The sequence below is a fragment of the uncultured Anaerococcus sp. genome (assembly GCF_947253225.1).
GTDB lineage: Bacteria > Bacillota > Clostridia > Tissierellales > Peptoniphilaceae > Anaerococcus.
The window spans coordinates 1-8,003 of record NZ_CAMXYR010000059.1; the positions used below are offsets into that span (position 1 = coordinate 1).

General features: G+C 31.5%; 6 protein-coding genes and 1 pseudogene. All 7 read right to left on the reverse strand.

All coding sequences use genetic code 11. From position 1 onward, the window contains the following. Positions 1 to 226: 226 nt before the first annotated feature. Positions 227 to 1,957, reverse strand: coding sequence for an ABC transporter ATP-binding protein (locus Q0W95_RS06625; protein WP_068455219.1), 1,731 nt, complete (start codon positions 1,955 to 1,957; stop codon positions 227 to 229). A gap of 14 nt (positions 1,958 to 1,971) precedes the next feature. Continuing rightward, a complete protein-coding gene (locus Q0W95_RS06630) occupies positions 1,972 to 3,693 on the reverse strand; it encodes an ABC transporter ATP-binding protein (protein ID WP_297791123.1) in 1,722 nt (573 codons plus the stop codon). 9 nt (positions 3,694 to 3,702) lie between these two features. Next, positions 3,703 to 4,284, reverse strand: coding sequence for an MptD family putative ECF transporter S component (locus Q0W95_RS06635; protein WP_297791125.1), 582 nt, complete (start codon positions 4,282 to 4,284; stop codon positions 3,703 to 3,705). Positions 4,285 to 4,302: 18 nt separating this feature from the next. Further along, on the reverse strand, positions 4,303 to 6,468 hold the full coding sequence (locus Q0W95_RS06640) for an ATP-binding cassette domain-containing protein (protein ID WP_297791127.1): 2,166 nt from the start codon (positions 6,466 to 6,468) through the stop codon (positions 4,303 to 4,305). Positions 6,469 to 6,472: 4 nt separating this feature from the next. Further along, the gene (locus Q0W95_RS06645) at positions 6,473 to 7,099 is read right to left on the reverse strand and encodes a TetR/AcrR family transcriptional regulator (protein ID WP_068455232.1); all 627 of its coding nucleotides are present in this window, start codon (positions 7,097 to 7,099) and stop codon (positions 6,473 to 6,475) included. A gap of 309 nt (positions 7,100 to 7,408) precedes the next feature. After that, complete coding sequence (locus tag Q0W95_RS06650; RefSeq protein ID WP_002838923.1) at positions 7,409 to 7,732, reverse strand: DUF4368 domain-containing protein; 324 nt, start codon at positions 7,730 to 7,732, stop codon at positions 7,409 to 7,411. A gap of 33 nt (positions 7,733 to 7,765) precedes the next feature. Then, positions 7,766 to 7,888 (reverse strand): annotated as a pseudogene (locus Q0W95_RS06655) (hypothetical protein); the annotation flags it as partial. Positions 7,889 to 8,003 lie beyond the last annotated feature (115 nt).

Sequence of the window (8,003 nt, forward strand, 5' to 3'; positions counted from 1 at the left end):
TGCCTTTATTGCGTATGACATCATGGTTTTCTGAGAATAAAAAAGGAGGACTTCTCCACTTTGGCGTAAAAAGTCCTCCGAAAATAACAATCAAATTAACTCTTATTGTTATTGAATTATTTAATTTTTGTGTTAAAAGTTACTTTCAAAAACTTTTATTATCAAAAAACATCGTCATCTCCCATTAAATACTCATCTATTTAGTCAAACATCAAAATAGATGTATTTACTTAAAACTCCATTTATTTGCTCGCTCTCTTATTGAAATGAATGATTTATATATCCCATCTTGAGTTATAAGCTCATTATGCGTTCCTTCTTGTGCTATTTCCCCTTTATCTAAAACTATGATGTTATCTGCTTTCCTAACAGTTTCTAACCTGTGTGCAATCATAATAACTGTTTTATTCTGTACTAAATTATCGATGGCTTGCAAAATATGGCGTTCATTTTCTACATCTAAAGCACTGGTAAATTCATCTAAAATCACAATGGGAGCATCTTTGAGTATTGCTCTAGCTATCGCTATTCTTTGTTTTTCTCCGCCGGATAAAGTGCTACCCGCTTCGCCAATTTTAGTTTCGTATCCTTTTTGCAAGCTTTTTATAAAGTCATGACAGCGCGCTTTTTTTGCAGCGGATATAATATCCTCATCACTGGCATTTGGCTTTGCCAAACGAATATTATTCATAATTGTATCTTCAAACAAATACACATTTTGAAATACCATACTTATATTTTTCATCAATTCTTCGGTGGAGATATTTGTTATTTTTGCTCCACCAATCAGAATTTCTCCTTCGCTTACATCATAAAATCTCGGTATAAGCTTGCAAAACGTTGTTTTTCCTGAACCTGAAGGTCCGATAATCGCTGTAAGTGTGTTCGGTTTAAGAGCTACTGATATTCCCTTTAAAGCTTCTCCTTTTCCGTAAGAAAAACTCACGTTTTTAAATTCTATTTCATTGGATTTTATATTTTGAATAGGTGATAATACCTTTATTTCTTCAGCATTTTCCATACTGCTTATATCCTTTAGTGAACTATCTAAAAGCCCAATCATAGAAAGAATAGAACCTGCTTGACTTACAGACTGGAATATTACAAAGCTCATAATCAATAAATTGATGGCTTTTTGAGGAGAAATTTCTCCACTATTCCACATAAAAAACGCATAGCTAATAATCATAATTTCAAACAGTTGTATCGTAAGACCGGCACCTATGCTTGAGGGAATAGATTTTTCGGATAAATTTATATTATTAACACAACTACCATCTATATCTTTTTTTACTCTTTCATCTTTTTCTCCCATACCAAAAGCCTTAATTACGCTTATTCCCTGTATAAATTCAATAGCACTTTCCGTTAATTTTGTTTGTGCTAATTGTCTTTTGGGAGCTTCGCTTCTTGAAATTTTCATTTGATAATTAACTACAAACAAATATGTTAATATGCCTGCAAATATTACAACGGAAACTTGCCATTCATAGTAAGCAAATCCTAAAACTATTGATATAGCAGATAAAATTCCACCTATCACATGAATTAAAATGATTGGTGCGACTTGTTCTACAGTTGAAATAGATGTAGTCAGTGTTGAGTTTATATTTCCTACTGAATTTTTGCTAAAGAACCCTAAATAGAGTTTTTTAAATAATGATCCAAAATATAACCTTTTATCTTTCGCCATCTCAAATCCAACGGATACAGAACCCAATTGTGTGAAATAACCAAGACCAAATACTCCGATGATACATACAATTCCGAGTATCATTACCTTATAAATATAATTGTCCATTAAATTACTATTAAACATGGCGTTTACCGCTAAAATTATTGCTATCATTTTCAGCATAACGAATATGCCTTCTATAAATGATAGAATTAAAATTTTGACTAAACTGCCTTGCCTTTTCTTACTAAAGTTCCATACACTTTTTATAGCTTCAAACATATTCTCACCTCCAATCAATTTGCTATTTCATATAAATGCTTATACGCAGAACACGATTTAATAAGTTCTTCATGTTTTCCATCGCAAATGATTTTCCCATTTTCCATATATATGATTTTATCTGCATTTATGACAGTTTTAATTTTATGTGTAATAACAATTAGTGTTTTTCCTTTGGTAAATTCCAGTAACGCTCCTTGAATTTTTTCTTCATTTTCAATATCTGTACTTGCAGTTGCTTCATCTAATATGATAATTGGAGCATTTTTTAGAATTGCTCTGGCAATAGCTATTCTTTGCTTTTCTCCACCGGATAACCTATCCCCTGCGATGGTGTCATATCCATCAGGCAAAGTTACAATAAAATCATGGCAACCGGCTCTTTTAGCAGCTTCTATCACCTCATCATTCGTTGCATCTTTTTTACCTATTCTAATATTTTCCAAAATAGTATCATCAAATAAAAATGTATTTTGATCCACATAGGAGATAAGAGTATTCAGATCATTCATTGAAAGGTCTTTTACCCCTATACCACCTATTTTTATGTTTCCTTTCTCAAAATCCCAAAATCCGGCTAAAAGTTTCATTAGAGTTGATTTTCCTGAACCTGAAGTACCAATAATTGCAGTCATAGTTTTTTCTTTAATGGTTAAATTCACATCATCAACATCATTTTTTGTCCCATCATAAGAAAATTGTAAATTTTCAAACGCTATGTCGTATGTCATTTTTTCTTTTAAATTAGAATTCTCACTTCTCTTAAGTTCCGGATAATCTAAGATTCCTTTTATTTCCTTAGCAACAGTTCCCATCTGTGCCAATTGGTCAATATAACTGGACGCTTTAACAATCGGTTTAAATATACCAAGAGAAATCATCATAAACAAAAATAAACTTTGCTCAGTAATAAACCCATTATTAAAAAGTATCAATCCCACAACAATTGTTGGAAATATAGATACAGGAGCTATGCTATAGGAAAGAGACGCATAAATCTGTGAGCTTTTCATCCAGTTTATAGCATACTCCGCATGGCGTATGACTGCATTTTTATATTTGGCATATGAACTATCTTCCATATTGAAAGTTTTAATTACCTCAATCCCATTGATATACTCTATAACCGCTTGATTCATATTCTTTTGTGCCTGTACTTGTCCCTCATATTTTTTCTTATATCCAATCATCATAAGCATTCCGATTGATAGTCCAAATATAACCCAAAGAAATATAATCCCGGTAAGCTTAATATTAACTGCAAGCATCCAAACAATCATAGCAATAGGTATCAATAAATTTGCAGTCATCTCCGGAAGTAGATGCGCTAATGTTTTTTCTATATCTTCCACCCTGTCTACCAATATAGTTTTTAATGTTCCACTAGGATTCATATCAAAATATCCCATCGGCAATCTAACAAATTTATCACAAATTGCATATCTTAAGTCCTTTAGCGTTAAGTATGCTGCTTTATGAGATATAAGTGTTGAAATATTTGAAAGCAGCACCCCTGATATTTTGCAGATTATAGTGAAAATCAAGACATATATCATGTTGTTTCCATGAAATCCTTTGAAGATATATCCTGCTAAAATTCCAACAAAAGCATAGGATAACAGTTCGCATAGAACAGAAAGCATACTTAGCATAACAGATAAAATATATCTTTTTTTGTATGGCTTTATAAACGAATCCATTTCTTTAAAAAAGTTTGGTTCTTTCTCTTTTTTCATGACTTCACCCTATGCATTAGCTTCTTTTTCTAAAATATGTTTCCTTACGACCTTGCTACCTATATAAGCTCCTGCGATTGCTGAAACTATAACTAAGGCAAGTAAAATCAGCGTTCCCCAAGAAGAAATCATTTTGCCTGCCGCTATAATATTTGAAGCTAACTCCTTTTCTTTCATGGCTCCTATAGTTTTATTCAAGGCTATTGTATATGGATAAATTACACTTCCAATTGAAGCCAAAGATTGCTGGATAACATAGCTGATTCCAATAACTTTTAAATTACCATAACCTTTTTTATATAATAAAAACTCTGCTATCAATCCTGAAATTACAAACATCAAAATATATGGTGGATAGAATGCTATCACTCCTTGAATAAGGGAATATATAAAAAACGCTCCTCTTTTTTTCACTTTCACTCCGATAACATAGAAAACAATGCCCTGTAATAATGAGTAAAGCACCGGTGTTAAAAGTATGGTAATTGGTGTTGCATACATGAATGTTCCTATCGAAAATATCAAAATGTTACACAATGATAATAAAGTAACTGTAATGATATCTTTCGCTTTCAATTTGTTTTTGTTCATGATTAAGTCCTCCTATTTTTATAAAATATTTATCATCAAAATTACTATCATTCCAATCATCAATATGTAATCGCATAAATTGAACTGTAAAGTAACATAAGATGATTTTTTATGATTTAAAGCAATTCCTCTTGTTTCTGCTGAAGCTGATAAAGTTTCGCCTATTCTTATCACTCGAAAAATGAGTGATACAATCAGAGCCTCAAGATAATCTATTTTTTCTTTTATTATATTTTTATGCTTGCAACTTCCTCTATTTCTAAGCACCTGTCTAAGTAATTTAAAATCATTCCTTAGCACCGGGAAAAACCTGAAAGAAACTGCAAGAATCAATAATAACTTCTCAGGTACTCTTATTTTTCTAAGTCCCGCAAGCATATTTGTTGTCCCTCTACCTCCGAGAATAATAGGTAATAGTAGAAATATTAAAATAAATCTAGGAAACAAATTTGCCGTAAATATTGTAATTTCATTCGGATATATGATTTCAAGACCGTAAATAAGCCCTATAATGACAGAAGTAATTCCTAAGGTCTTGTATCTTCTATTTGCAAGAGAAAAAACGAGAGCTAATAAATTGCATTCAAAAATCAAACTTTTATTGTCGATTCCTACTGCAACCATACAAAGAAGCCAAAACAAAATGTTTGTTCTCGGATCTAAAAGATTTTTTTCTCTTTTTGCCGGAGGTTGATGTTCTAAATCTTTTTCAAATATACTTTTAATGCTTTCAATATCTCTATTCTCTTTTACTTCACAAATCCTTTGTATCGTTCCATCATCAAGTTCCAAACATTTATCCGCAGCTGATGAAATAAATTCTAAGTCATGGCTAATTGTTATCACGATTTTTTTCTTTTTCATATCGTTTATCAATCCCACTACAGTATCTAAACTTCTTTTGTCCATTCCTGAGGTTGGTTCATCTAAAATAACCACACTTTTATCCGAAAGATACGCCATCATTAAGGTTAATTTTTGCATTTGCCCACCTGAAAGAGAAAATGGATGTCTATCACGATATTTCCACATATCAAACTTTTTAAGTAGAGCTTCTATCTCATCATATTTGTTTCTATTTACACCGTACTTCAGTTCAGATAATACAGAATTTGTAAAAAATTGAAATTCAGCTTCTTGCATAATAAAGAGGCTATCCTGCGATAGCTGCCTATGGGTCAATTCTTTTTCCTTTAGAAAAACTCTTCCCTTTTGTGGTTTCAATAGCCCACATATACATTTTCCTAAGGTGGTTTTACCTGAACCATTTTTGCCAATCAAGCAAGTCACCTCTCCCAAATAAGCTGTAAACGACAAATCATTTAAAATATGTTGTTTTTTATATCCAAAGGATATATTTTTCACCTCTAATTTATCATTGACAACATTAGAACACTTCTTCTGAACCTCAATCTGCTTCAAATCCGTAACTCGTAAAAACAAATTATTTAATTCATCCTTAGAAAATATCTTAAAATCGTCCTTATCATACTTTTCATAAAAGCTTCCATTTTTTATCAGCCAATATTCATCAGCCAACTCTTTCAAATAGTAAAGCCTATGTTCACTGATTATTAGAGTTTTTCCATCTTCTTTTAGAAGCAATAAGATATTTTTCAGTTTTTCTATGGCTAAATAATCTAAGTTTGCAGTTGGCTCGTCAAGTAAAATAATATCCGTATCCATTGCCCAAGCAGACATAATCGCTATTAGTTGACGCTCTCCGCTTGAAAGTTTGAATACTTCCCTGTTTTTCAAATACTCCAAGCCAAATTTTGAAAAAGCTTCTTCTGTTCTTCTTTTTATTATTTCCTGGCTTAACCCTTTATTTTCAAGTCCAAAAGATACTTCCGTATCGCTTTCCATTGTAAAAAATTGACTTCTTGGATCTTGAAAAACGGACGAAATCAATTCTCCAACTTCTCCAATGTTCTTGTTTTCTATATTGTTGCTATTTACCAAGATATAGCCATTAAATATCCCATCATAGAACTCCGGTATTAAATGGTTTAAGCACCTAAGTAATGTTGATTTTCCACATCCACTTTCGCCACAAAGAACTATGCAATCTCCTTTTGATATGCTGCCAATTACATCATCTAACGACTTTTCCTTTTTGCCTTCATAGGAAAAATCTATTTTAAAATCTAAAATATTTTCGTCCTTCTTGCCTTTATCGTACATAAATTCAATACCTATTTATAATTTCATCAAATATCTTTTCCCAACCCGCCCCAATAAATTCGCCGAGCATTTTTGTGTACTCGATTGTCTCCTCTTTGCTATATCCTTTTTCAATCACTAATTTAAAAGCACTAAATTGTTGATTCATCAAAAGCTCTACCAAATCTAATTTCATCTCACTTATATTCGGGTCTATATTTTCCCTTATAAATTGTTTTGTTATGGAAATTTTTTTATTCATCATTTCACGAAATATTGCTTCTACAGAACTGCCTTTACTTGAGCAAAGTATTAGTTTGCACTCCTCGTAATATTTAAATAACACATCTACATATCCTTTGGTTTCTTTCTGAATGCTACGCAAAAAATGATCAAAGTTTTTATCTACGCAATATTCCCTATACGAGTATTCGTTCTCTTTTCTTTTCACACTTATAGCTTCTAAAAATTCTTTTATCAAACTATAAAAAAGTTCATCTTTCCCTTTATACCTTGTATAGATTGCTCCCGTTGTAACTCCCGCTCTTTTAGCAATATTGCCTATTGAAGCAGCCTGAAATCCATTTTGCAAAAACTCTATTTTAGCAGCTTCAATGATTGGTTTATCAAGTTCATGGTTTCTATTTGCCATGTCCATTCCTCCATTCTTACAAAACTTTAATTTTAATAGTATAATCAATAATCAAATTATCGATAATGATATTATTGATTATACATCAGTTAGTGTTATCTAACAATAGTTGTAAGATATTTTTTAAGAAAATTTACTGATTTACATATTTATTTGTATGAAATAAAATAGTCGGTGCAGTTTTAAAACTACGCCGACCACAAAGTCATAATTTTTTTCCATACTAGCTTTTTTCTTTTTTAAATATCTGTAATTATACTCTCGCTTCTTCTCTCTCTTTTTCCTTAGCTTCTCTAGTTCATCAAGTTGCTATTGCGTAAGTTCTTTAGGTTCTTCTTGTGGCAATTCAAACTTGCCAATAAAGTTCAGGTATATTTCAACTTCCTGTGTTCTTTCATAGTTATCCCATTTACCCTCGTGAACCAGTATCTTATCTACAAATTCATTTATCATTGGAGTTGTAAGTTCGCTAAAATCAGTATATTTCTTTACAAGTGATATAAACTTATCCGCTCTAATACTATCTTCCTCAAAGTTTTTTAATATACTTTTTGAATGTTCAATGGATTTTTCTAATGCCATTTGCTCTTTTGAGGTTGAGTACACTTTTTTTATAAATTCTTCTTCATTCAACTTTACATACTCGATTACTTCTTTGATAGTCTCTAAAACAAATTTATTAAGAACTTCGTTCCTGATATAGTGTGATGAACATTTTTCTTCAAAATTCCCTTTTGCTAAGTTATATGTTGAACAAATATATTCATCTTTAGGGAGACGCCTTTTATCTGTTTTTCTACCTGACCAATCTCTTTTAAATCCGGCTTTTCCACCTTTAGTAGTTTATGTGTGTTCTTTTGTCTGATAGATAGTTTTTCATGTTGGAATATATAATCTGTATTTC